Here is a 22,373-nt window from a genome sequence, read left to right on the forward strand (position 1 = left end):
GCAGTCTAAAATCGGGACTGTAATTATATTTTTGAGAATTGGAATTAAGCTTTTAAATATCTAGAATAAGCGAAACCTTCTTCTCCGTCTTGGGTTTTAATTTTCCACCAATCGCTAGAAGATTGTTCTACTAGAGTTACTACTTCGCCTTTTGCAGCTTTTCCTAAAATTACTCCTTCTATAGAAGGTTCTTGTCTGATGTTCAAATTAGAATTTTCTGTATCTACAGTTAATGGAGTTCCTTTAGCTAAACCTGTAATTTCTATATCTATATTGATATCAGAAGCTGAATAAGAGGCATCTATCTCTCCATAAGCATCCCAAACTTTATTTTTTGCAGCGCTTGTAGAAGTATTTCCAGAAATGTAAAGAATGCCATCTTGCTCCACTACCTTTAAACCATTAATTTCAGCCGACTGCGCAGCCGAAACTACCTTTGAGTATTTATCTTGTAATGACATGATAATTATTTTTTAACGTTATAATCATAATTTACTTTTCCTACTTTCAGGGCATCTACAGACATTTTAATTTTTCTTGCTTGTTCTGCTGTAACTTCTCCAGTTAAAGTAATTTCGCCATTCACCACGTCCATTTTTACCGATGGAAAATCCTTAATAGCATCTGCTACTTTTTGTTGAGTTTCTTGGTCAATCGCTGTAATCGTCTCCATTACAGGATCAGCAGCTTCTACACTTGCCATATCCATTACATCTCTTACTCCTTTAATATTTTTAATCGCAGCAATGGCAGCATCTTTATCTCCTTGAGCAGCAAAAGTTCCGCTTAAATGTGCCACTCCATCTTTTACCTCAACGGAAGTTTCAGGATACGCAGAGATAGCTGTAGTAGATTGTGTAGTCAGTTCTGCATCTGAAACAGATTTTTGACATGAGATGGCTGCAAAAGAAAACACAAAAGCTAAAACAGTGATTTTAATCGTTTTTTTCATAATGAGAGGATTTTAATGATTATTGTTTCCAAATGTAAAGATAAAAACTAGGTCTGCTTTATACAATTTTTATAAAGTTTTATTAAATTTTTAAAAATTCAAATGAGATTCCAACAAAAAAGCACCAGAATTCTGATGCTTTTTAAATTTATTTTGAATAAATCAATTTTTTATTTTTTTGCTTAAATGATATGATAGTAAACCAACATTTTATAGTACAACTTAGCTGCTAAAAACGCAGTAGGTTTCACGTAAGGAGAATCCATTGATTCTACAATGTCAAAAGCAACAACATTACATTTTTCAAATACTTTTTTCAATAATTCTAAAGTTGGATACCATTTGGAGTTCCTGTACTTGGCGCAAAACTCGGATCAAAAGCATCTAAATCTATTGTTATATAAACATTTCCTGAAACTATTGCCAAAACATCATCTATCCAATTAGGATTTGTGGCAATTTCGTGAGCGCAAAAACATTGACCTTTTGGAACGTATTGCATTTCTTCTAAATCGCAAGAACGAATCCCAACTTGTACCAAATTTAATTTCTGACTTGCTTCAAAAACTGCACAAGCATGATTTGAAGTAGAACCGTGAAAATCTGGACGCAAATCTGTATGCGCATCAAACTGAAGTACCGTTAAATCTGGATATTTTTCTCCTACTGCTCTTATAGAGCCAATAGAAACAGAATGTTCTCCGTCAAAAAGTGTAAACAATTTCCATTCATTTTTCAACATTTCTTTGGTTTTTTGATAAACTGCTTCTGTCATTGCTTCAGATGTAGAATTTTCTGAAACTTCTCATGCAATCCAAACTCCTTCTAAATAAGGTTCTGTTCCGGTTTCTATATCGTACAATTCCATATTTTCTGAAGCGTCCAAAAACAATTCCGGGCCTTTATCTGCACCTTTTCCCCAAGTTGAAGTTCCATCTTAAGGAACAGTAACCAACATTACTTTAGATGTTTCTAACTGTGCATTCTCTTCTGGAATTCATGGGTATGTATTCATAATTGATAAATAATTTTGACAAAGATAATGAAATCTTGATTTTTTTTTCATCATCAAAAACCTTTTAAAATTCACATTTTTGAAAACAAATTTTAACTTTATTAAAAATATTTTTAATTTTATTAAAAACATATTGCGGTAATTTATATATTTGTATTACTAATTAGAAAAAACAAATTAAGAATATTAAGAGATGAAACTTCCAATAATTTGTCCGAGTTGCGAAAATGCGCTCAATGTGAGCCAAATGAAATGCAACCATTGCGAAACCGAAGTGAACGGAAACTATGAACTTCCGCTTTATTTGAAACTTTCAAGAGAAGACCAAGATTTTATTCTTGATTTTTTTCTAACCAGCGGAAGCATTAAAGAAATGGCTTCTAAAGCAGGAAATTCTTATCCTACCATGAGAAATAAAATGGATGATTTAATTGAAAAAATTAAAAATTTAAAATGAAAAAAGTTGCAGTAAAAATTGGATTGGAATTGCTAATCCCGATTAATATTATATTTCTTTGGATTTTATTCAAAGGCATTGCAGAAAATAAAATTTCGGCAATTACTATTGGTGTTATTGTTATGATTTTTGTGAACATTATTTTCTTTGGTATAAAATATTATTTTGAAAATGAATATTTACACATCAAAAGTCCTTTTCACAATTTGAAGATTGACATACAAAGCATTACTAAAATTGAAAAAACTTCAAATTTGTTTTCTTCACCTGCGCCAAGTATTTTCGGAAGAGTTGAAGTTTATTACCAAAACAACAGCATCGTGATTTCTCCCAGAAATTTTGATGAATTTAAAAATGAATTATTAAAAATGAATCCAAACATAATCGTAAAAGAATAAACTATGAACTGGCAAACTCTATTCAATCCGTTTTCTAAATTTTCAGAAAAAACACTATTGGCAATTGGTATTTTGGCAAGTATATTATTAATCATTGCTTGTTATTTCACCGATACCAAAATGGACAGTTTACTGCATTTTTCTCCTGCAAAAGATTTAAGTTTTAATTCCATTGCTTTATATACAATAATCAGTTTGATTTACGCCATTGTTTTGCTATTTATTTTGGGTAAAATTTTCAATAGTAAAACTAGAATTATTGATATTGTAAATGCAGTTTTAGTTTCTCAAGTTCCTGTAATCGTCATTGTATTGGGTACAAAACTTATTAAACTTGACAAAATTTCTAAACAAATTGCAGAAACATCTGCCCAAAATAAAGTTTTGGACATTAACATTTTTGACCTAATGTACTTAATGGTATTCAGTTTCGGAAGTTTAATTTTCATCATATACAGTTTTGTATTGCTTTTCAATGGTTTTAAAACTGCAACGAACATTAAAAAATGGCAACACATTGTTATTTTCGCTTTTGTCTTGCTTGTCGGAATTTTAATCTGTCAAACATTCTTACCTCAATTTAAATTATAATCACAAAAATTTAATACAATGAAAACACTTATTTCTATGGTGCTAATTTTATTAGCACAGACTTTTTACGCCCAAGAAATCATAGGTCCTTGGCAAGGCGAATTAGATATTCAAGGAATGAAACTACCTCTAATTCTGCATGTTAATAAAGATGGAGAAAATTTAAAATCTACTCTAGACAGTCCAAAACAAGGCGCAAAAGATTTACCTGTTTCTAAAACCGAATTTGTAAACAATGAACTAAAATTTGAAGCAACCAATCTTGGAGTTTCTTACAAAGGAACTCTAAAAGATGGAAAAATTGAAGGCACTTTTTCGCAAGGCGGAATGCAATTGCCTCTAACTTTTGTAAAATCAACTGGCGAAAACAAAACCGTTTTCAATCGTCCACAAACTCCAAAAGAACCTTTTGATTATAAGACAGAAGAAGTAACTTTCGTGAATCCAATCGATAAAAATACTTTGGCTGGAACGATTTCAATCCCTAAAAATTTTAAAAATTCTGATAAAATTTTGGTAATGATTACAGGTTCTGGAAAACAAAACCGCGACGAAGAACTTTTCGGACACAAACCTTTTGCTGTAATTGCTGATGATTTTGCCAAAAAAGGAATTGCTACTTTGCGACTAGATGACAGAGGAATTGGTGGTTCTTCCAAGGGAAAAGATGACGACACTTCTGCAAATTATGCAACCGATATTTCTACAGCAGTTGATTTTTTGGTGAAAAAAGGGTATAAAAATATTGGTTTAATTGGTCATTCTGAAGGTGGAATGATTGCACCAATAGTTTCAACTACAAATAAAAATGTGAAATTTTTAGTTTTAATGGCAGGTCCTGGAACTCAATTAGATGAACTATTATTGAAACAAAATGAATCGGCTGGAAAATTAGCAGGAATGTCTGACAAAGATTTGGCTGAAGCAAAAATCGGTAATCAAAAAATATATAATTTCATCAAAAATTACAAAGGAAACAACTATGAAACAGATTTGAAAAATTTCATGACAGAAAATTTCAAAGGAAAGATGACAGATGCAGAAATTAATCAAACTGTAAATCAAACCAAGAAAAATTGGTTCAGATATTTTATCAAATTCAATCCTGATCATTATCTATCTAAAATTAAAATTCCTGTTTTAGCATTGAATGGAAGTAAAGATTTTCAAGTTCCTGCAAAAGATAATTTAGCAGCCATCAAAAAATCTTTAACAAAAGCAGGAAACAAAAACTTTGAAATTGCAGAAATGGAAGGTCTTAATCATCTCTTCCAAGAATGTAAAACGGGAGCATTTTCAGAATATGCAGACATAGAACAAACTATTTCTCCGAAAGTGTTAGAAAAGATGAGTTCTTGGATTTTGAAAAGAAAATAGCAATAAAAAAGGTTCAGAAATTTCTGAACCTTTTCTTTTATTTATAACCTAAAAGTTTTAGAACATCTTCAGGTTTTTGTTCTTCCGAAAATACTTCGTATTGTAATTTTCCGTTTTTAGCTTTTTGGATGAGAATATGTTTCGGCTGAGGCAATAAACAGTGATGAACACCACCAAAACCAGCAATACTCTCTTGATAAGCTCCTGTGTTAAAGAAACCGATGTACAAAGGCTTGGTATCGCTGAACACTGGCAAATAAATCGCATTGGCATGTTGCTCAGAATTGTAATAATCATCTGAATCACAAGTTAATCCGCCCAAGAAAACTCTTTCATAAGAATCTTCCCAACGATTCAGCGGAAACATAATAAAACGCTTTGAAATTGCCCAAGAATCTGGAAGTGTAGTCATGAAAGAAGAGTCTATCATGTTCCATTTTTCTCTATCGTTTTGGCGTTTTTGAGAAATGATTTTGTATAAATTCCCAGCACTTTCACCTACGGTAAAACTACCAAATTCAGTATAGATGTTTGGTTCTTCTACTCCTTCTTCTTCACAGAATTTTTTAATTTGATACACGATTTCATTTGCCATGTATTCATAATCATAATCAAATTGAAGAGAATTTTTAATTGGGAAACCTCCACCAATATTTAGTGAATCTACTTCAGGAGCAATTTTTTTCAATCTTGCATATACTCTCAAACATTTGAAAAGCTCGTTCCAATAATACGCAGTATCTTTAATTCCGGTATTGATGAAAAAGTGAAGCATTTTCAACCTTGCATTCGGGTGTTCTGCAATTTTTTGGCTGTAATAAGGGATAATATCTTTGTACCCAATTCCTAATCTGCTGGTATAAAATTCGAATTTCGGCTCTTCTTCCGAAGCAATTCTAATTCCAATGTCAAAGGTAGTATCTATACTTTCGGTCAGTTTATCTAATTCTCTGTAATTATCTAAAACAGGAATCACATTTTCAAAACCATTATTGATTAAATCTGAAATTTTAGCCAAATAATCATCGGTTTTGAAACCATTACAAACCACTTCTATCGTCTTGTCAATTTTCCCTGTTTCGAATAGATTTTTAACAATGTTCATGTCAAAAGCAGAAGACGTTTCAATAGAAATATCATTCTTAAGTGCTTCTTCTAATACGAAAGAAAAATGCGATGATTTGGTACAGTAACAGTATCTGTAAGAATTTTTATATTCATTCTTTTTGATGGCATCTTTAAACCACGTTTTTGCGCGCTGAATGTTTTGCGAAATCTTTGGTAAATAACTGAACTTCAAAGGAGTTCCGAATTTTTCTACCAAGTCCATCAAAGGAATATCATGAAAGTACAACTGTTGATCCTCATACTTAAATTCCTCTTGCGGAAAGTAAAGTGTTTGGTCAATAAGTTCAGCATATTTTATCTTCATTTATTGCAAAAATTTAAGACTACAAAAATGCGAAAAAAGATTGAATTTTTTAAGTTAAAAAATCACAAATTTAGTTTCCGATAAAAATCAATACATCACCTTTTTCATACGTGATTTCTACAGTGTTTTCTCGGGCAAAATTTCGGGTTCCTACTCTTTTGGTTAAGCTCAATTCTTCGTTAAAGAGCTCCCAGTTAAGACCTTTAGTCGAAATTTTTTCTACAAAAGGAAATGGTAAAAGCGAAATCATCTTTCCTTCTACCTCGTGAATTTTAAAATTTTTTGGGATGAAAAAATATCTGGAAAACTCGTCAAAAAAAGTGATTTCCATTTCATTTTTAAAGAGAAAAGCTACGTGAAGATTTCCTAAAAAGTGGTCTTGTTCACCACCGCTTCCTCCGTAAACGTCTACTTTTTGTACACCATGATTTTTGAGAATATCTAAAGCTTTTTGAAAATCGGTAAAATCTTGATCTGGAGTATGAATGAATTTTTCGTGGTAAATATTTTCGTCACTGCCTTCATGAGAATCAAAATCTCCTGAAATAAAATCTAGTTTATCTAGCGGGAAATTTTTGTCTTTTAAATAATGAAAAGCCCCATCACTACAAGCAATCACATCATAATCTTCCGTTTTGGGAAGGTTTTCTGGAGGAGTTCCGTTGATGAAAAGGAGTGCGTTCATATTTTCTCGCTGATTTGGCAAATTAAGCAGATCATAAAAAGCAAAATAAAAATCTGCGTAATCTGCGGGATTATCTTTCCGAAGGATTCCAGTATTCTTCTTTTTCTCCAGAAACTTTAGAAATATATCTTGCCAAAATAAAAAGATAATCAGACAATCTATTGAGATATTTGATGAGTTCTGGTCTTACTTCTTCAGTTTCATTGAGATGAACCATAGCGCGTTCTGCTCTTCTGCAAACTGTTCTACAAACGTGAATAGATGCAGCTGCTTTTCCGCCGCTTGGTAAAATGAAGAATTTTAGAGGTTCTAATTCTGCATTTAAATCATCCATCCAAAGTTCTAATTCTGATATTTCCTTTTCGGAAATCATTAAATCTAAGCGACTTTTACCATTGGCTAAAATCAGTTTATCTGTTGGCGTTGCTGCTTCTGAACCTACGGTAAATAAATCAAACTGAATTTTCTGCAGTTGATTCAATACTTTTTCATCAGAAATTTCGGCTTTTGCCAAACCAATGAACGCATTGAGTTCGTCTAAAGTTCCATAAGATTCTACTCTTGCAGCAGCTTTAGAAACTCTAGTTCCTCCGTATAAAGAAGTTTCGCCTTTATCGCCAGTTTTGGTGTATATTTTCATAAAATTGATGGATGTTGGAAGTTAGATGATGGATGTTTAGAATTTTTCAAATCTAAAATTCTCACCCAAATAAGCTTGTCTTACTTGTGGATCATTAGCTAAATCTTCTGGAACACCTTCTTTTAGGATGTTTCCTTCGAACATGATGTAAGTTTTATTGGTAATCGCTAAAGTTTGTTGAACATTGTGGTCGGTTATCAAAACCCCGATATCTTTTTTCACCAAACTTCTGATAATTTTCTGAATATCCTCCACAGCAATTGGGTCTACTCCTGCAAAAGGTTCGTCTAAAAGAATAAAATCTGGGTCTGTTGCGAGACAACGTGCAATTTCGGTTCTACGTCTTTCACCACCAGAAAGTAAATCTCCACGGTTTTTACGAACGTGCTCTAGTGAAAATTCTTCAATCAGTTCGTTGGTTCTGCGGATTTGCTCTTCTTTAGATTTATTGGTGAGTTGCAAAACGCCTAAAATATTATCTTCTACTGACAATTTTCTGAAAACAGATGCTTCCTGAGCCAAATAACCAATTCCTTTTTGCGCACGTTTATACATGGCATCATTGGTAATATCTTTTCCGTCAAGCGTAATTTTGCCAGAAGTAGGTTTTACCAATCCCACAATCATATAGAAAGTAGTAGTTTTTCCTGCACCATTTGGTCCGAGTAAACCTACAATTTCTCCTTTTTTTACTTCTACGGAAACGCCTTTTACTACTTTTTTGGGTCCGTATTCTTTAATTAAATTTTCGCCACGTAAAATCATAGAGACAAAGATATGAAAAATGTTGGATGTTGGATGTTGGATGTTGGAAGTCTTAAAATTGCAAATCTTAAGTTAAAAAAATGGAAGTTTTCAAATTACGAAACCCTTTCTGCGTTTTTTGTATGTGCATAAAACGCAGAAAGGGTTGGTTATATTTTTTTACTGTAAGTTATTTTTAGAAAAATAGGTTCTAAAAATCCTGAACTTGCGCCCCGACTTGAGTGGAGCTCTTTTTGTTTTTTTTTGATTCTTCGACTTCGCTCAGAATGACAAAAAAACAAAAAAGCGGGAACGGAAGGCGGATTAAGGCGCCCTAATTATTTAATAAAATGGCAGCTTCTTTGGCAGCATAGGTGAAAATCATATCTGCACCAGCTCTTTTAATACAAGTAAGGCTTTCTATAATGGCTTTGTCATTATCTAACCAACCGTTTTGAGCAGCCGCTTTCAACATTGCGTATTCTCCGCTTACATTATAAACTGCGATGGGCAAATCTATTTCCTGACGAACTTTTGCTACAATATCTAAATACGGAAGACCCGGTTTTATCATAATAATATCTGCGCCTTCTTCGATGTCTTTGTACACTTCATTTAAGGCCTCTCTAGAATTATGAAAATCCATTTGGTAGGTCTTTTTATCTTTCGGGATTTCTTGTAAATCTTTTGGAGCAGAATCTAAAGCACTTCTAAAAGGCCCGTAAAATGAACTTGCGTATTTTGCAGCGTAGCTCAAAATTCCTACGCTGGTATGACCCGTTTCTTCTAAAGCTTGACGAATTGCAGCAACTCTACCATCCATCATATCACTTGGCGCTACAATATCTGCACCAGCTTCTGCAAGTGAAACCGACATTCTAGCCAAAGCTTCATTGGTAGCATCATTGTCTACTTGTCCGTTGGTAATAATTCCGTCGTGACCATAGATTGAATAAGGGTCTAATGCAACATCTGGCATTACAATCATCTCAGGAATGGCATTTTTAATTTCTCTGATGGTTCTTTGCATCAAACCATGCGGATTCCAAGCTTCGGTTCCGAGATTGTCTTTTAAATTTTCTGGAACTTTCATGTAGATATTCACCGCTTTCACTCCCAGTGAAAAAAGTTCTTTACATTCTTTCACCGTTAAGTCTACTGTTCTGCGGAAAATTCCCGGCATTGATGGAATAGCTTCTTGTGCGTTTTCGCCTTCCATTACGAACATTGGCATTACAAAATCATTGGTAGTGAGTACTGTTTCTCTCACAAGACTTCTGATGCTTTCGTTAGTACGTAATCTTCTATTTCTTGAAAAAATTATCATTTTTGGAACAAAGTTTGTTTTATACTCTGCAAATTTAGTTATTTATAACTATTGTGTATATCAATTCGTTTAAATAAATTTGTATATTCTTTGAGATAAGAATGTTTTAAGTAAAATGAAAAGAACTTTATATTTTATATTATTTTCGGTAGGTCTATTAATGTTTTCGGGCGAAGCAAAAGCTCAACAAACATTAAGAGAACCTCTTTCTGATTCTCAAAAATCTGATGATGGAGTTTTAGTCGCTTATCCTAATCCTACAAGAGATTTTATCATTGTAAAAGCTAAAAACCCAATGCTAAAGGTAAAATCCGTAACTTTTTACTCTATTATCGGGACTCAAGTTTCAGAAACAATGGTGAACATGAATACCGCCGAAATTAGATTAGACAAACTGAAACCTGGCAAATATTTAATGAAATACACTTTATCAGACAATACCCAAAAGGTAACGCAAGTGGTAAAACAGCAATAATTTTTTTAATCATAAAAAAGAAAAACCATCGAAGTTCGATGGTTTTTTATTTTTGGAAATTTCTAAAGATTAGTAACCTCCAGAAACTTCTTCGTTTTTAATTAATGCTTTTGCAGAAGATGTTCCTATTCTTTTTACGCCTAGGTTAATCATATATTCTGCTTCTTCTGGCGTTCTAACACCACCTGCAGCTTTTACAGGAAGTGAACCTGCGTTTTCTAGCATGATTTTAATTCCTTCTACAGTTGCTCCATTTGGTTTTCCGCCTTCAGTTTGGTAGAAACCTGTAGATGATTTCACAAATATTCTGTGTAAATCTTCTGCTTTGAAGTTTTCTTCAGCCCAAGTTGAGATGTTTTTGGTAATATCTGCAATTTGCTCATCGGTAAGCGCTGCGATTTCAATAATCCATTTTGCAATTTTACCATTATCTAAGCAAAGTTTTGTACAATCTAAAAATTCTGATTTCACAGCATCTACTTCACCATTTTTGTACGCTTCATAATTGATTACGAAATCTAATTCATCTACACCGTCTTCGATTGCTTTTTGAGCTTCAGCTAATTTATGTTCTTTAGAATAAGTTCCTTCGTGGAAACCGATTACAGTACCGATTACTACGTTAGAATTTTGTTCTGTAAGGAATTGCTTCATTTTTTTAACATAATCAGGTCTTATCATTACTGCAAAAATGTCATTTTCGATGGCTTCTTTGGCAAGATTAATTACCGTTTCTAGCGTTTGTTCTTCGGTAAGACCAGATTGAGCTGGAGTTTTTAGATAAGTAGAATCTAAATAAGTGTTGATTTTCATAATGTTACACTTTTAATTGTCTGTTAATACTTTGCTCCAAAGATATGAAAGTTTCTGTTCTTGTAACGCCTTTTAGCTTCTGTATTTTGCTTAAAATTTGCATGAGATGATCATTATCAATACAAAGTACTTTAAGGAAAACCGTCCAGTTTCCTGTAGTATAATGAGCTTCTACGATTTCATTAATTTCGTTCAGAGATTTAATCAGTTCTTGGAAATGACTTGGTTGATCCATGTAAACGCCGATGTAAGAAACTACTTTGTAACCTATTTTTCTTGGATTAAGAAAAGATACAGAATTTTCTATTACGCCTGCGGTTTCTAGTTTTTTTATTCTCTGATGTACAGCAGTGGTAGAAATACCAATGTTTTTAGAAATTTGAGCCAAAGATGTTTTGGCATTGTCCATGAGCATATAGATTATTTTTTTATCTATTGCATCTAGCTTGTAACCTACTTCTGTAACGCTTTTCATTTTTAATTTAATTGTCTTTTGTTTCTAAAATTGTATAAACGGGATAATGATCACTATACCCACCAAGATATCTGGTCCCTGCAAAAGTTCTAAAAGGTCTTCCTTTAAACTTTTTGTCCCAATTACTTAATTTTTCTGAATTAAAGACTACAGCACTTTTAAATGCTAATGAAGAAATAGGCAAAAAGAAATGATTAGAAAATAGAATCTGATCGAACAACAGTCCTTGGTTGTAGTGAAACGTAGAATAGATTTTATTATTGTATAATTCTATGTATGGATTCACTAAGATTTTATCAACTCCATTGTCATATAATAAATTATTTAGATTTTCTTCAATCGGGTCATCGTTAAAATCTCCACAAATTATTACAGGTTCTTCTTTTTCTAATAATGTAAGAACTCTTTCTTTAATTGAATGAAGAATGTAATCTCTTTTGGGTTTGTTTACATCTTTTTCTCTTTTTGAAGGAAGATGTGCCACAAAAACATTGAGCAATTCATCATTGTATTTCAATTTACAAAAAAGAACATCTCTGGTTGTATCATAATACTCATCTTGTTCTTCATTCACTCCTTCGAAAATAAAAGAAATGGCTTCAGAATCTACTAATTCTATTTTTCTCTTATCGTACAGAAGCGCTGTATCTACGCCTCTTTCATCTAAAGAATTATAATGAACAAAATCATAATTTTGTAGGGGCTCTTGTTGAATTAAGTCTTGTAAAACCTCTTCATTATTCACTTCACATAAACCTACAATCATCGGAAGCACCTCTTCTTTTTCTTCGATAAGCCTAAAAACATTGGCAATTTTTCGAAGTTTATTCTGATACTTTCTTTCGTCCCAATTCCTTAATCCAGAAATGGTAGGATCTAAAAAATGTTTTGGTTTAGGGTCTGGAGAAAACAAGTTTTCTACATTATAGAACATGACAAGTTCTTTTTTCAAAAAATTCTCCATAGCCTTGCCTCAATTTTTCGGATTGTAAATTTAGTAAAAATAATTTATTATGATTAAAAATCTTTTAATAAGTCTGGTCTTTTCTGCTGGGTAATTTCTATTGCTTTCTGATGTCTCCATTCTTCAATTTTCCCAAAATTACCGCTCAAAAGGACTTCTGGAACTCGCATTCCTTTGTAAACCTCTGGTTTAGTATAAATAGGTGGAGAAAGCAAATCATCTTGAAAACTATCCGTCAAAGCAGATTGTTCATCATTTAAAACGCCTGGCAAAAGACGAATAACAGCATCTGCAACTACACAAGCTGCCAGTTCGCCACCAGTTAGCACAAAATCACCAATCGAAATTTCTCTGGTAATGTGTAAATCTCTAATTCTTTGGTCTATTCCTTTGTAATGACCACAAAGCAGAATTAAATTTTTCTTCAGCGAGTAAGAATTCGCTATTTTTTGGTTAAAAGTTTCTCCATCTGGAGTTAGATAGATAATATCATCATATTCTCTCTCAGATTTCAACTGAGAAATACATAAGTCTAATGGTTCACACATCATTACCATTCCAGCGCCACCACCATACACAGTATCATCTATTTGACGATGTTTGTTAAATGCAAAATCACGAACATTATGAAAATGAACTTCTGCCAAACCTTTTTCCATTGCTCTTTTCAGGATGGAAGTTTTGAAAGGACTTTCTAATAAATCAGGAACTGCACTTATAATATCTATTCTCATTGTTCGGTTTTATTTTTTTTATTCGGGATGATGATTAAGCGAAGCGAAGAATCTCTATTAATGTAACTCCACATCCAATTGAAGAAAATGGCAAGTTTATTTCTCACACTTAAAATCAACATTAAATGAAGAAACATCCAAAAATACCACGCAAAAATCCCTTGAAATTTAAATTTTGGCAAATCTACTACTGCTCTATGTTTCCCGATGGTTGCCATGCTTCCTTTGTCATCATATTCGTATGGTTGCCATTCATTCTCTGATTTTTTTAAGAAATTTTTAGCCAAATTTTTCCCTTGATTAATCGCTACATTCGCTACCTGAGGATGACCATTTGGATATTTTGGGGTTTCCATGTAGGCAATATCTCCTATCGCATAAATATCATCAAATCCTACTATTTTATTATATCGGTCTACAATGTACCTGTTGTTTTTAATGGAATTTTCGGTTAATCCTTCAATAATATTACCAGTAACACCTGCTGCCCAAATCACATTATTGCTCGGAATGATATTACCCGAACTTAGATAAACTCTATCACCATCATAATCCGTAACTCTATCATTTGAGATAAATCTCACGCCCAAATCTTTCAAATATTTTTCTGATTTTTCTTGAGATTCTTCGCTCATTACCGCCAAAGGTTTTTCGGTAGAACTCACCAGAATAATTTCTAAATCATCAAAATTCATTCTAGGATAATCTCTCGGCAAGATTTCTCTTTTCATTTCGGCAAAAGCACCCGCCAATTCCACACCAGTTGGTCCAGAACCTACGATTACGATGTTCCAATTGCCATCATCACTTCTGCTTTTTTCAATGATGAGCTTTTCGAAAGTAAGCAAAACATGGTTTCTTATAGAAATCGCTTCCTGAGTATTTTTCATCCCAAAAGCCAAATTTTCCATTTTTTGATTTCCAAAGAAATTCGTTTTACAGCCAGTTGCAATCACCAATTTATCATAGTGAAAAACATGGTCTTCTGTAATAATTTTATTTTCTGAAGGAATAATCTGTTTCACTTCCGTCATTCTAAATTGAATATTTTTAGAACGCTGAAAAATCTTTCTAAACGGAAACGAAATATTAGAAGGCTCAATTCTTCCGCAAGCTACTTGATAAAATAATGGCTGAAACATATGATGATTCGCTTTGTCAATCATCACCAATTTCTTGGTACGATTGCCATTAAGTTTTTTAGCGAATTGCAATCCTGCAAAACCACCACCGATGACGATTATTTTATCTCTAATTTCCATAAGATTCTGGCAAAATTACTGAATTTATTTTCTAAAAATTTTACTTTTGCAAAACTTATGTCAAAAACCAATCCAAAAGCTACCAAAAGAAAAAAAATCTATAAAACCAGACGAAAAAATTATCTTTTTCGCAGATATATTTTGTTGGCTATTTTAGGATTAACCTTGCTCGGAACTGGGCTTTACCTCAGAGACAAAGTGGCATTTTATTACGCCATGTATTTTGAGAAATTTGTACATAAAAATTTAAAAAATTCTGAAGAAGAAACCGCAAGAATCAACAAAATAGTCACGGAATATAATGACAAAATTTTTGGTTTCGACATTTCTCATTATCAGCACAAACGAGACATAAAATGGGACAGCCTCACTATAGCTAATGGTTCTATCCCGTTGGAATTTGTGATTATGAGAGCTTCTATGGGAAACCGAAAAAAAGATAAACATTTTGATGATTTTTGGGAATTAGCCAAAGAAAATAATCTTACAAGAGGTGCTTATCATTTTTATCGTGCAGACGAAGACCCGATTTTACAAGCCAATAATTTCTTAGAAAGTGTAAATCTAGAAAGCGGAGATTTACGACCTGTTTTAGACATCGAAAGAATTCCCAGAAGAAAATCTAAGGAAAAACTGATAGAAGATTTGAAAGTTTGGTGCAAAATCATAGAAGAAAAATACGGTGAAAAACCCATTATTTACACCTATTACCATTATTATAAAGATTATTTGCGAGGCGAATTTGATGATTATCCACTTTGGTTAGCCAACTACAATGATGTTTTAGTTCCTTCGGAAGAAGACTCATGGAAAATGTGGCAATTCACGGAAAAAGGCATCGTAAAAGGAATTAATGTAAAAGTAGACCTTAATATTTACAACGGAAATTCTTGGAGTTTCAGCGAATTAAAACTTGATTAAAGAAAAATAAAATGATAGTAGAACAATTAAAAAATACACCAGAAGAATTGGTTTTCAGCAACGTAATTGCTTATATAGATGAGCATTACGAATTCACACCCACTAAATTCACTAACGGGAATACGGTAAACGAAGCCAATCAAAACAATGGTTCTTGCAAGGTTTTCAGTTTTGCCAAAATCAACCAACTTTCTAAAGAAGAGACGCTTTTATTATTTAGCGAGTTTTACAGAGAAGACGTTTTGAAAAATCCAGAAGGAACAGACCACCAAAATATTAGAAATTTCATGAAATTTGGCTGGGAAGGAATTGTTTTCGAAGGAGAAGCTTTGAAGAAAAAATAAATCTTTCCACAATAAAATTTATTCCCATTTCATTTTTTGTACTTTCGCAACAGAAAAAACATCCATCATCTAACATCCATCATCCAGCAATCTAATGAACTACGTTTCCGCAGAAAATCTGACCAAATCTTACGGCATCAAAACGCTTTTTAAGAATATTTCTTTCCATATTAATGAAGGAGACAAAATTGCGATTGTCGCCAAAAACGGCACTGGAAAATCTACGCTTTTGAAAATCCTTTTAGGAAAAGAAATTGCAGATTCTGGCGAAGTAGTGATTAATAAAGATGTTCAGGTAGTTTTGTTCGACCAAGAAATTGAGTTTGAATCTCAACTTACTGTGGAAGAATTCATGATGACACTAGATTCTAAGCCTATTCAAGCGCTTAAAAATTATCACAAATCGCTTCATTCTACTGACCAAAAATTCATAGAAAAAGCTTTGGCAGAAATGGAAATTCACAAAGCTTGGGATTTAGAAACCGAAATGAAACAAATTCTTTCGCAGCTAAAAATCACCAATTTAGAGGCGAAAATGGGAACGCTTTCTGGAGGACAAATCAAAAGAGTTGCCCTTGCAAAACTTCTCACCGAAACCAGAGCAGAACACAGACACGTCTTGCTGATTATGGACGAACCTACCAATCACCTAGACGTAGAAATGGTAGAATGGTTAGAAAATTATCTTTCTAAAGCCATGATTACTTTGCTTTTGGTAACGCACGACCGTTATTTTCTGGATTCTGTTTGCGACACCGTTTGGGAAATGGAAGACCAAAATCTGTATGTTCATAACGGAAGTTACGCAACTTATCTGGAAAACAAGATGATTCGAGAAGATAATCTGAACGCTACGATTGACAAAGCCAACAATCTTTACCGAAAAGAATTAGAATGGATGCGCCGTCAACCAAAAGCGAGAACCACCAAATCAAAATCTAGAATTGATGCGTTCTACGACACCGAAAAAGTTGCGAAAACCAATACCAAAAAGCAATCTCTGGAACTCGATTTTGAGATGAAAAGATTGGGAAAAAAGATTTTGGAACTCAAAAATATCAATAAAAGTTATGGAGATTTGGTTTTGCTCAAAGATTTTTCATATTCATTTCAACGAGGCGAAAAAGTAGGAATTGTAGGAAAAAATGGAGCAGGAAAATCTACACTTCTCAATATTATTCAAGGTTTAGAACCCAAAGATTCTGGCGAAATAGAAACGGGAGAAACCATAAAATTTGGTTATTTTTCGCAAAAAGGGCTTCAATATAATGAAGAAGAAAGAGTGATTGATTTTATCAAAAATATTTCTGAAAATTTCCCATTAGCGAACGGAAGAACCATTTCTGCATCGCAGTTTTTAAGAATTTTCTTGTTTGACGACCAAACGCAATATTCGCCGATTTCTAAACTTTCTGGTGGCGAAAAACGAAGATTGCACTTAATGTATGTGTTGTATCAGAATCCTAACTTCTTGATTTTTGATGAACCTACCAATGATTTAGACTTGCCAACATTGACGGTTTTGGAAAACTTTTTACAGAATTTCGCAGGTTGTCTCATCATTGTTTCTCACGACCGTTATTTTATGGATAGAATTGTAGACCATGTTTTGGCGTTTGAAGGCGATGGGAAAATCAAAGATTTTGTAGGGAATTTTTCGGAATATAGAGAATGGAAAAAGACTGAAATTGGAAGTCCAAAGTCTGACACTTCGACTCCGCTCAGTGTGACAAACCAACAACCAACAACCAACAACCAGCAACCAAAAAAGAAACTCTCTTTCAAAGAACAGCGCGAACTGGAAACGATAGAAAAAGAAATGCCTGAATTAGAAAAAAAACGTGCTGAAATTCTAGAAAAACTCAATAATCAAGCTCATTATGAGAAAATCGCGACACTTTCTGCAGAGCTGGAAAAAGTCTCTGAAAAACTAGAAGAATACGAGATGCGTTGGCTGGAATTACAGGAAATTCTAAATTAATTTTGCTTCTTCAAAAAGAAATTCCAAAGCAATCTGATTTCGTGAAATTCAAAATCTTTTGGTAAAACTTTTAGCCAATCTTTCAATTCTTCTTGAGGATTTTCATCAAAAACTTTCTTGAATGTTTCTATTTTTTCGATAGGATAAATTCTTTTCATATCTTCAAAATCCAGAACTCCCTGTTCTGCAATTTTTGCCATGTGTGAAAAAATAGTAGACACTAGAACTCCCTTTGACAAAGCAATTTCGTTAAGCGTTTTTCCCTGTTCAAATAATTGATAAGATAAAAAATGAGAAGGAACTTTGGCAATTTTCACCGAAATTTTTTCGTCATTTTTTTCGTCAAAAAGAGGTTTCTCTAACAAGTGAACCTGCTTTAAATCGTTCAAATAATCTTCTAAATCATCCAGAAAAAGTCGCGTGTCTTCATTGTATTTTTTCATTCCTTTTACGCCTTTTGTTTCGGCATAAAATTCTCTAAATGGTTTAAAAATCTCTTCATTTACCTTGGTAAAAAAGAAATTTACCGCTCCAGATGATTTGGTTTCTATTTCTTCCCAATTTTCTTGCGTTTGAATGAATTTTCTGGTTTTTGGCCAAATAAATTTTTCAAATTTCAGGTAAATATCCGTGAGATTTTCGACCGATTTTTTGATGAGAAAATATAAATTTTGAGTTTTTTCTTTGTCTACAAATTTGCTTTCTTTAGAAGCCTTATTCCAAGTTTCCAAAGATTCTTTAGCCCAAGAAATATCTAAATAACGAAGCACTTTTCTGATGCTGTAATCGTATTTTTCGGCATGCAAAATTTCTTCTAATCGGTCATTTGCATGAGTCGCATCTTGAAATTCAGCCACTCTTCTGTCGCTGAAAATCACATCGCTAGAAATTTTAGATTTCAAAACAATTCCTTCTAAAGTTCTACAGCGCGAAAGTGCCACGTAAACCTGACCAGAAGCGAAAGATTTCCCAGCATCTACAATTAATCGGTCAAAAGTAAGTCCTTGAGATTTATGAATCGTTACCGCCCAAGCTAAACGAATGGGATACTGCTCGAAACTTCCTAACACTTCTTCTTCGATGTTTTTTTCTGCATCGAGAGAGTATTTTTTCTGTTCCCAGTTTTCTTTTTTCAGTTTATAATCTTCATCATCTCCATCTATTCTCACCCAAATTTCATCAGCAGACAAGTCTAGCACCTCTGCTAATTTTCCGTTGAAATATTTTTTTTCTTGAGTAGCGTCATTTCTGATGAACATGACTTGCGCGCCTACTTTGAGCTCTAGAACTTCTTCATTTGGAAATTGAGATTCCTTGAAATCACCAACAATTTTAGCTTTAAACTGATACGTTTTTCCACCTAATTCATTGAGCTTTTTCGTGTTAATATCATCTGCAATTCTATTGTGAGAAGTGAGATAAACGTAGGCTTCTTCTTTTGGTTCAAAATCTGGAATGTATCTTTCGTGAAGTTTTTCGTAATGTTCCCTAGAAAGATTTCCGTCTCTGATTTCATTTAAAATTTCTAGAAAATCTTCATCTTTTTGTCTGAAAACTTCGGTCAATTCCACCGTGAGAAGATTGGTGTTTTTTAAAACAAAAGCATCGAAAAAAAATGGCGAAGCATAAAATTGCTTCATAATGTATTCATTTTCGTCTCTTACCACAGGCGGAAGTTGGTACAAATCACCAATAAAAAGCATCTGAACACCTCCGAATTTTTCTTGATTTCTGCGAATATGGCGCAGCGAAAAATCCATCATATCCAACACATCAGCTCTTAGCATAGAAACCTCATCCACAATGATGACTTCTACTTCTCTTAGCAATTTTAGTTTATCTTTTCTGTACTTAAAATGCTGCATTAAATCTGGAATATTCATCGCCAGATTTTCATTAATTCGGTCTAAAGTTGGGATAAAAGTTCTGAGTGGAAACCCGAACATAGAATGAATGGTAACACCACCAGCATTGATAGCAGCGATTCCAGTAGGCGCCACTACAATGTGTTTTTTACGAGTTTTTTTAACGAAATTATTCAGAAAAGTGGTTTTACCGGTTCCTGCTTTTCCTGTGAGGAAAATATTTCGTGAAGTGTTTTCTACGAGGTCAAAAAGTTGGTTATTCATTCTAGGCTCAAAAATAGTGAAAAAAAAATCAAGATGTGATGATTTGAGAATTTAGCATTCTGAATATTTTAAATCTAATTTTTTAAAATTATTGATGTAAAAAATGGAGAAAGATTTAACGATATATAAAAACTATCAAGTTAATAGATGACATAAATCATAAAAAAGATATTGACCAAGAAATTAACTTTGCACCAGAATTTTTAAGAAAAATCTTATGAAATCGCCATGATTAGAAAACACCAATTCTAATAATGATTAAGCGATTGCATATGACCTCTAAAAAAACAATAAATATCTACATATGAAAAAGATATGGATTTTTTTAACGCTCTTTTTTGCGTTTGCCACTTATTCTTCTTGGATTTATACAGGCGCAACAGACTACGGAACCGTAATGACTACCCAACAACAATTGGGTAAAAAAATATATCAAGAGTACAATTGTCAATCTTGCCATCAGATTTTTGGTTTAGGAGGTTATTTAGGTCCAGAACTTACTACTGCTATTTCAGATAAAACTCGTGGAGAAGCCTACGTAAAAGCTTTTATAGAAAATGGAGGCGGAACCAGAATGCCTAATTTTCATTTCAGTAAAGAACAAACAGAAGCATTGGTAGATTATTTAAAATATGTAGACGCAAATGCTTTTTCTTATAAAAACACTACACCAAATGAAACTGAAAAATAACATCATCGGAAGCTGGTTTATTATCATTGCCATTTTTTCGCTTTTCTTAGGACTTGTTTTTGGGATCTTGGGAGGATTACAACATCTTTATCCTAATTTATTGAAAGATACATTGTCTTTCCAAAAAATGAGACCGCTTCATACTTATCTTTCTATCAACTGGATTTTTACAGCAGCAACAGGAATTATTTATTATTATTTACCAGAAGTTTCGGGTAGAAAAATTTATTCTGAAAAACTGGCAAAATTACAAATCGCTTTACAAATTTTAATACTAGTTTTGGTAACGGTTTTCTTTGTACTAGGAAAATTCGGAGGAAGAGAATATTTAGAATTCCCGCCATATATCGTGATTTTGATTGTGAGTTCTTGGTTGATTTTCATGTATAATTTCTTCATGACGGTAAAACCCAATTACAAGACCGTTCCTGTTTACATTTGGAGTTGGAGTACAGGTTTAATTTTCTTTTTGATTACTACAATAGAAGCTCAACTTTGGCAATTATCATTTTTTAATGACAATATCATTCGAGATGTAACCATTCAATGGAAAGCAATGGGTTCTATGGTAGGTTCTTGGAATATGCTGGTCTACGGAACCGCTATGTTTGCTATGGAAAAAATCTCTGGAGACCAAAAAATCAATCAATCTAAAATTGCATTTTTCTTTTATTTTCTTGGCTTAACGAATCTCATGTTCAACTGGGGACATCATACTTACATTGTTCCTGCTTCGCCAACGGTGAAACTGATTGCTTACAGTATCAGTATGACAGAATTGCTTATTTTGGCGAATATTATTTACTCTTTTAGAAAAACTTATCTAAAAGCGAACCACCAAAATCACAAGCTTTCGTTTAAAATTCTTACTTATGCGGAAATTTGGATTTTGCTCAACTTGGTTCTTTCTATTTCTATATCTATCCCTGCTATAAATTTCTATACGCACGGAACACATATTACAGTGGCGCATGCAATGGGTTCTACAATTGGCATCAATACTTTACTGTTATTAGCTTCAATCACTTTAATTGTAGATGATATGGCGCCGCATTTTTTAAATTGGAAAAGATACAATTGGAGTCTTTTGATTTTCAATTTATCATTGGTTATATTTTGGGTTTGTTTAGTCGGAATGGGACTACAAAAAATTTCTGAAAAATTGCAAAACAAGAGTTTTTATGACATGATTAACGCCTTGAGCATTTATTTCAAAATTTTCACCAGTTCCGGCGCTGTACTTCTTTTGGCACTGATAGCGCTACTCTATCCTTTGTTCAAATTTAGTTGGCACTCTGTGACAAAGAAAATACAGTAAAAAAAAGCCTGATTCTCCACGAGTCAGGCTTTTGAATTTATTTTTCTGAATTTAAATATTTGTCTTGAAAAATAGCATATCGGTGTAAATCTAAAAATTGACCATTTTTAAGAACTTCTTGCTTCAAAATTCCTTCAAATTCAAAACCGCTTTTCTGCAATACTTTTCCCGAAGCAGGATTGTGCGGAAAATGAGAAGCATAAATTTTATTAAGATGTAACTCTTCGAAGCCAAATTGTAGAATTCTTTGTAATGCTTCAGAAACATAGCCTTTGTTCCAAAAAGATTTCCCGAGCCAATATCCAATTTCTGCTTTTCGATTTGCAAAATCCACATGAAGACCAATCGCACCAATTAGTTTTAAATTTTCTTTTTCACGAATAGCAAAAATGTAAGCATCTTTTTTCGCAAAACCGTCTTCAGCCATTTTTAGCCAAAAATGAGCATGCTTTTCTTCATAAGGATAAGGAAAAGTAATCGTGTTTTCTGCAATTTCCGAAGTAGAATTGGCATGAAAAATAATGTCCTCCAAATCTGAAATCGTAGGCAAAGAAAGCACTAATCTGGCAGTGGAAAACGTGGTGAAGTTTTGCATTTTAGTTCCGAGTTCCGATTTTTTTAATATTTTAACAAATTGTAGTATGATGA

Annotated in this window: 24 protein-coding genes and 1 pseudogene; 10 read left to right on the forward strand and 15 right to left on the reverse strand. The window is 33.1% G+C overall.

Features of this window, described 5'->3' with window-relative positions; translation table 11 throughout:
• Nucleotides 1-44: 44 nt before the first annotated feature.
• The 3 genes and pseudogenes from KKQ79_RS08470 to KKQ79_RS08480 all read right to left on the reverse strand — a co-directional run bounded on the left by KKQ79_RS08470 (nt 45) and on the right by KKQ79_RS08480 (nt 1,910).
• Nucleotides 45-461, reverse strand: a complete 417-nt coding sequence (locus KKQ79_RS08470) for an SH3 domain-containing protein (protein WP_213189754.1) — start codon at nt 459-461, stop codon at nt 45-47.
• A gap of 5 nt (nt 462-466) precedes the next feature.
• Entirely contained in the window at nt 467-952 is a 486-nt protein-coding gene (locus KKQ79_RS08475) for a BON domain-containing protein (RefSeq protein ID WP_213189755.1), read from the reverse strand.
• Nucleotides 953-1,134: 182 nt separating this feature from the next.
• Nucleotides 1,135-1,910, reverse strand: a pseudogene (locus KKQ79_RS08480) (arginase family protein).
• A gap of 250 nt (nt 1,911-2,160) precedes the next feature.
• Here KKQ79_RS08480 and KKQ79_RS08485 point away from each other — a divergent pair.
• Genes KKQ79_RS08485 through KKQ79_RS08500 form a run of 4 tightly spaced genes read left to right on the forward strand, consistent with a single transcriptional unit; the run spans nt 2,161 to nt 4,790 of the window.
• Nucleotides 2,161-2,424 carry a DUF2089 family protein gene (locus KKQ79_RS08485; protein ID WP_213189756.1) on the forward strand — a complete coding sequence of 88 codons (264 nt, stop codon included), beginning with the start codon at nt 2,161-2,163 and terminating at the stop codon, nt 2,422-2,424.
• Nucleotides 2,421-2,822, forward strand: a complete 402-nt coding sequence (locus KKQ79_RS08490) for a PH domain-containing protein (RefSeq protein ID WP_213189757.1) — start codon at nt 2,421-2,423, stop codon at nt 2,820-2,822. The genes KKQ79_RS08485 and KKQ79_RS08490 overlap by 4 nt, the downstream gene beginning before the upstream one ends.
• 3 nt (nt 2,823-2,825) lie before the next feature.
• Entirely contained in the window at nt 2,826-3,413 is a 588-nt protein-coding gene (locus tag KKQ79_RS08495) for a YIP1 family protein (protein WP_213189758.1), read from the forward strand.
• Nucleotides 3,414-3,431: 18 nt separating this feature from the next.
• Nucleotides 3,432-4,790, forward strand: coding sequence for an alpha/beta hydrolase family protein (locus KKQ79_RS08500; protein WP_213189759.1), 1,359 nt, complete (start codon nt 3,432-3,434; stop codon nt 4,788-4,790).
• Between the two features lie 37 nt (nt 4,791-4,827).
• Here the strand turns inward: KKQ79_RS08500 and KKQ79_RS08505 are convergent, their stop codons facing one another.
• From KKQ79_RS08505 to hemB, 5 genes are all read right to left on the reverse strand, one after another.
• A complete protein-coding gene (locus KKQ79_RS08505) occupies nt 4,828-6,222 on the reverse strand; it encodes a type III PLP-dependent enzyme domain-containing protein (RefSeq protein WP_213189760.1) in 1,395 nt (464 codons plus the stop codon).
• A 70-nt stretch (nt 6,223-6,292) separates the two neighbouring features.
• Nucleotides 6,293-6,907, reverse strand: coding sequence for a thiamine diphosphokinase (locus tag KKQ79_RS08510; RefSeq protein WP_213189761.1), 615 nt, complete (start codon nt 6,905-6,907; stop codon nt 6,293-6,295).
• 70 nt (nt 6,908-6,977) lie between these two features.
• Nucleotides 6,978-7,547: a cob(I)yrinic acid a,c-diamide adenosyltransferase gene (locus KKQ79_RS08515; RefSeq protein ID WP_213189762.1), complete on the reverse strand. Its 570-nt coding sequence runs from the start codon at nt 7,545-7,547 to the stop codon at nt 6,978-6,980.
• 36 nt (nt 7,548-7,583) lie between these two features.
• A complete protein-coding gene (gene lptB / locus KKQ79_RS08520) occupies nt 7,584-8,312 on the reverse strand; it encodes an LPS export ABC transporter ATP-binding protein (RefSeq protein WP_069799466.1) in 729 nt (242 codons plus the stop codon).
• Between the two features lie 313 nt (nt 8,313-8,625).
• Complete coding sequence (gene hemB, locus KKQ79_RS08525; protein ID WP_213189763.1) at nt 8,626-9,618, reverse strand: porphobilinogen synthase; 993 nt, start codon at nt 9,616-9,618, stop codon at nt 8,626-8,628.
• 115 nt (nt 9,619-9,733) lie between these two features.
• On the opposite strand from hemB, the gene KKQ79_RS08530 reads away from it, so the two are divergent.
• Complete coding sequence (locus KKQ79_RS08530) at nt 9,734-10,093, forward strand: T9SS type A sorting domain-containing protein (RefSeq protein WP_104794345.1); 360 nt, start codon at nt 9,734-9,736, stop codon at nt 10,091-10,093.
• A 69-nt stretch (nt 10,094-10,162) separates the two neighbouring features.
• On the opposite strand, the gene deoC is transcribed toward KKQ79_RS08530, so the two are convergent.
• The 5 genes from deoC to KKQ79_RS08555 form a co-directional block, all read right to left on the reverse strand.
• Nucleotides 10,163-10,906: a deoxyribose-phosphate aldolase gene (deoC, locus tag KKQ79_RS08535; RefSeq protein WP_213189764.1), complete on the reverse strand. Its 744-nt coding sequence runs from the start codon at nt 10,904-10,906 to the stop codon at nt 10,163-10,165.
• A gap of 4 nt (nt 10,907-10,910) precedes the next feature.
• Nucleotides 10,911-11,381: an Lrp/AsnC family transcriptional regulator gene (locus KKQ79_RS08540; protein WP_069799474.1), complete on the reverse strand. Its 471-nt coding sequence runs from the start codon at nt 11,379-11,381 to the stop codon at nt 10,911-10,913.
• 7 nt (nt 11,382-11,388) lie between these two features.
• Nucleotides 11,389-12,333: an endonuclease/exonuclease/phosphatase family protein gene (locus KKQ79_RS08545; RefSeq protein ID WP_347813934.1), complete on the reverse strand. Its 945-nt coding sequence runs from the start codon at nt 12,331-12,333 to the stop codon at nt 11,389-11,391.
• Between the two features lie 65 nt (nt 12,334-12,398).
• Complete coding sequence (gene trmD / locus KKQ79_RS08550) at nt 12,399-13,079, reverse strand: tRNA (guanosine(37)-N1)-methyltransferase TrmD (protein WP_213189765.1); 681 nt, start codon at nt 13,077-13,079, stop codon at nt 12,399-12,401.
• Entirely contained in the window at nt 13,076-14,341 is a 1,266-nt protein-coding gene (locus KKQ79_RS08555; RefSeq protein WP_069799480.1) for an NAD(P)/FAD-dependent oxidoreductase, read from the reverse strand. Before KKQ79_RS08555 ends, trmD begins: the two co-directional genes overlap by 4 nt.
• A 57-nt stretch (nt 14,342-14,398) precedes the next feature.
• Between KKQ79_RS08555 and KKQ79_RS08560 the strand changes: the two genes are divergently transcribed.
• The 3 genes from KKQ79_RS08560 (at nt 14,399) to KKQ79_RS08570 (ending at nt 17,587) form a co-directional block, all read left to right on the forward strand.
• Nucleotides 14,399-15,262 (forward strand): GH25 family lysozyme, encoded by an 864-nt coding sequence (locus tag KKQ79_RS08560; protein ID WP_213189766.1) that lies wholly within the window; start codon nt 14,399-14,401, stop codon nt 15,260-15,262.
• A gap of 11 nt (nt 15,263-15,273) precedes the next feature.
• Nucleotides 15,274-15,606 (forward strand): HopJ type III effector protein, encoded by a 333-nt coding sequence (locus tag KKQ79_RS08565; protein WP_213189767.1) that lies wholly within the window; start codon nt 15,274-15,276, stop codon nt 15,604-15,606.
• A gap of 94 nt (nt 15,607-15,700) precedes the next feature.
• Nucleotides 15,701-17,587 (forward strand): ABC-F family ATP-binding cassette domain-containing protein, encoded by a 1,887-nt coding sequence (locus KKQ79_RS08570; RefSeq protein ID WP_213189768.1) that lies wholly within the window; start codon nt 15,701-15,703, stop codon nt 17,585-17,587.
• On the opposite strand, the gene KKQ79_RS08575 is transcribed toward KKQ79_RS08570, so the two are convergent.
• Nucleotides 17,584-19,716 carry a helix-turn-helix domain-containing protein gene (locus KKQ79_RS08575; RefSeq protein WP_213189769.1) on the reverse strand — a complete coding sequence of 711 codons (2,133 nt, stop codon included), beginning with the start codon at nt 19,714-19,716 and terminating at the stop codon, nt 17,584-17,586. The two genes, KKQ79_RS08570 and KKQ79_RS08575, sit on opposite strands and share 4 nt — an antisense overlap.
• A 304-nt stretch (nt 19,717-20,020) precedes the next feature.
• On the opposite strand from KKQ79_RS08575, the gene KKQ79_RS08580 reads away from it, so the two are divergent.
• A complete protein-coding gene (locus KKQ79_RS08580) occupies nt 20,021-20,407 on the forward strand; it encodes a c-type cytochrome (RefSeq protein ID WP_213189770.1) in 387 nt (128 codons plus the stop codon).
• Nucleotides 20,391-21,725 carry a cbb3-type cytochrome c oxidase subunit I gene (locus KKQ79_RS08585; RefSeq protein ID WP_213189771.1) on the forward strand — a complete coding sequence of 445 codons (1,335 nt, stop codon included), beginning with the start codon at nt 20,391-20,393 and terminating at the stop codon, nt 21,723-21,725. The genes KKQ79_RS08580 and KKQ79_RS08585 overlap by 17 nt, the downstream gene beginning before the upstream one ends.
• 37 nt (nt 21,726-21,762) lie before the next feature.
• Here the strand turns inward: KKQ79_RS08585 and KKQ79_RS08590 are convergent, their stop codons facing one another.
• The gene (locus KKQ79_RS08590; RefSeq protein WP_213189772.1) at nt 21,763-22,320 is read right to left on the reverse strand and encodes a GNAT family N-acetyltransferase; all 558 of its coding nucleotides are present in this window, start codon (nt 22,318-22,320) and stop codon (nt 21,763-21,765) included.
• Between the last annotated feature and the right edge of the window lie 53 nt (nt 22,321-22,373).

Origin of the sequence: Cloacibacterium caeni (assembly GCF_907163125.1) — a bacterium.
In the GTDB taxonomy this organism is placed as follows: domain Bacteria; phylum Bacteroidota; class Bacteroidia; order Flavobacteriales; family Weeksellaceae; genus Cloacibacterium; species Cloacibacterium caeni_B.